Origin of the sequence: Shewanella sp. 11B5, from assembly GCF_002836795.1 — a bacterium.
In the GTDB taxonomy this organism is placed as follows: domain Bacteria; phylum Pseudomonadota; class Gammaproteobacteria; order Enterobacterales; family Shewanellaceae; genus Shewanella; species Shewanella frigidimarina.
In genome coordinates this window covers 1-2,622 of record NZ_PJAP01001026.1, presented here as the reverse complement: position 1 = coordinate 2,622, position 2,622 = coordinate 1, and the positions used below count along the sequence as shown (strand labels likewise).

Here is a 2,622-nt window from a genome sequence, read left to right as displayed (position 1 = left end):
CTACACTCACTGTGACACCAATGGAAAGTATATCTATTTCAGACTCACTAGGCAGTGCCAGCTGAATGTTTTCGATAATAGTCCTGAGTCGTTCAGCAAGTGTATAAGATGTAGATACTTGGGTTAGCGGGAGGATGACAATAAACTCTTCACCACCATAACGAGCCACTATATCTGATTCTCTTAACGACATTTTAATGTTCTGGGCGATATTTTTCAAAACTAAGTCACCAATCTGATGACCATACTTATCATTAATGTTTTTGAAATGGTCGATATCGATAAGGAAGATGGATAGTGGTTTAGAATAACTTTGCGCCCTTTGCGTTTCTTCTTTCAGGCGACGATCTAAGTATCGGCGGTTAAATATACCTGTTAATGAGTCGGTGATGTTTTCTTGTTTAAGGGCATGCATCTGCATAATGTCACTGGTGGTTTTGAGGGACAGGCTACAAACAACAAATACAAAAATAGCTCCGCAAAAAAATATCACCGGCACCACTAGATCAAGTGGTTGAGAAAATGTCACCAAGCTAAATTTTGCATAAATGACATAACCTATGATAAAAAAAAGGATCAGCAGAATTAGAAAACCCCAACTGTGGCGCAATTCGCCGGTTGGAAGTCGGCGAAATATTGTCCATACCGGTGTGATAGCCATTGCAAGTAATAGCGCTCCGCAAATAACCAATCCACTACCTAATAGTGGTAAAACATCTTGCATATTGAGTCCTTGCATTGGTGACACTTTTATATGGAAACTCATCTATTGGAAGTGTTTTTAATATTATCGTAAATGTCTTCCTTATGTCCCCCACAGACACTATTAAGTACTGATCAGTAGAATATCAGATGGATTGAACAAGAAAAGTGATGGCTCTCAAAGTTAATTAATTCCTTATTTTCTGGTTGTGTCTAAAGCCATAAAGATGAGTCAATAGAGTTGTCTTTAAGTTGGTTTTTTGGTTTTTAAATAGATGTAGATACAGGTTGTTTCATTATTAATCTGCTCCCGTAATCACGGTAATTTTTTACTAAAAGTAATCGTTGAGCAATTCACCTACCTACGATGGCTCTGGTCATAGAGTTAACGTTTTCAATAAGAACACTGTTAATTCGCCGATTGTGGCTTCATTTATTGCAACAGAGGTTTTAATCTTTGCATTCAAACGCTGCACAGACAATAATCGCATTGCTTTGGCGTTTCCGCGTATTGGCTTAGCCGATCACAAGACGGGTTCACCATGACATTACAATGAGTTTAGTTATTAAGGTATTGGCAATTTATGAAATTTAGTCCTTTGGTCGATGAATTAATTCAATCTTTACGTGCGTTGCCTGGCGTCGGCCCTAAGTCTGCACAGCGTATGGCATTTCAATTACTTGAGCGTGAACGTAAAGTGGGCCTTAAGCTCGCAGATTCGTTGCAAAAAGCCATGTCTGAAGTTGGACATTGTCAAAGTTGTCGTACGTTTACCGAACAAGATTTATGCCCTATATGCAGTAGCCATCGTCGCATTAATACTGGGATTATTTGCGTGGTTGAAACGCCTGCTGATGTGCTTGCTATTGAAGCTGGTGGCCATTTTAATGGCCGTTATTTTGTGCTGTTAGGACACTTATCGCCGTTAGACGGTGTAGGTCCTGAAGAGTTGGGGCTAGCGCTACTTGAGCGCCATTTAACGTCGAATGAGGTGAGCGAGCTTATTCTTGCTACCAATCCGACCGTTGAGGGTGACGCCACTGCACATTTTATTGCTGATATGGCCAGAAGGCATAATGTGGTGATTAGTCGTATTGCTCATGGCGTCCCCGTGGGTGGAGAGCTTGAGTACGTTGATAGCACCACTTTAGCATTATCTTTTAATGGTCGTATTCCGCTGTAATAGCCCTACACCTGATTAAAAACCAAGATGCCAGCAAGTCTAAAAATTAGATTTGTTGGCATTTTTAATTCCACCCTGGATGAGTCATGGCGGAATACAGGCTGCAAAAATGTGTCATATTGAGCCGATTTGGTCTTATCTGATGATTTATTATTCAACAAGACGGTGTTGCCCCTTGAAAATATTGTAACGTCCCCCATCTCTTGATTAACACAGAATTTTAGGCGAGTGGATTTTTCGACTCGTGATTGTTTAAACGTAACACCAAGGGAAATACTCATGTCACAACAAGAAACTCATGGCTTTCAAACCGAAGTAAAACAACTTCTGCAATTGATGATCCACTCTCTGTATTCGAATAAAGAGATTTTCTTACGTGAGCTAGTCTCAAATGCGGCCGATGCAGCAGATAAGCTTCGCTATTTAGCATTAACTGACGATACCTTATATGAAGGTAAGGGTGATTTACGCGTTCGTGTTAGTGCGAATAAAGAGAAGGGTACCGTAACCATTTCAGATAATGGTATAGGTATGACCCGCGATAGCGTTATCGAACATTTAGGGACTATCGCCAAGTCTGGCACCAAAGAATTTTTTAGTAATCTTTCTGGCGAAGCGTCAAAAGATTCACAACTCATTGGTCAGTTTGGTGTGGGCTTCTATTCTGCCTTTATCGTGGCGAAAAAAGTCACTGTACGCACTCGTGCTGCCGGCCATGCTGCTAACGAAGGTGTAT

3 protein-coding genes are annotated in these 2,622 nt (G+C 40.8%); 2 read left to right on the top strand and 1 reads right to left on the bottom strand.

All coding sequences use genetic code 11. The annotated features are described in order from the left end of the window. On the bottom strand, positions 1–724 hold a 724-nt coding region (locus CXF78_RS19835), incomplete at its 3' end, for a GGDEF domain-containing protein (RefSeq protein WP_102037728.1). Positions 725–1,286: 562 nt separating this feature from the next. Between CXF78_RS19835 and recR the strand changes: the two genes are divergently transcribed. Both recR and CXF78_RS19820 read left to right on the top strand, forming a co-directional pair. Beyond that, complete coding sequence (gene recR / locus CXF78_RS19830) at positions 1,287–1,886, top strand: recombination mediator RecR (protein ID WP_011637008.1); 600 nt, start codon at positions 1,287–1,289, stop codon at positions 1,884–1,886. 279 nt (positions 1,887–2,165) lie between these two features. Then, a partial coding sequence (locus CXF78_RS19820; RefSeq protein WP_180957225.1) for an ATP-binding protein occupies positions 2,166–2,622 on the top strand: 457 nt, incomplete at its 3' end.

What these genes read in the sequence shown, in the direction of transcription:
- recR (WP_011637008.1), top strand. Translation starts at nt 1,287, where the DNA reads ATGAAATTTAGTCCTTTGGTCGATGAATTAATTCAATCTTTACGTGCG.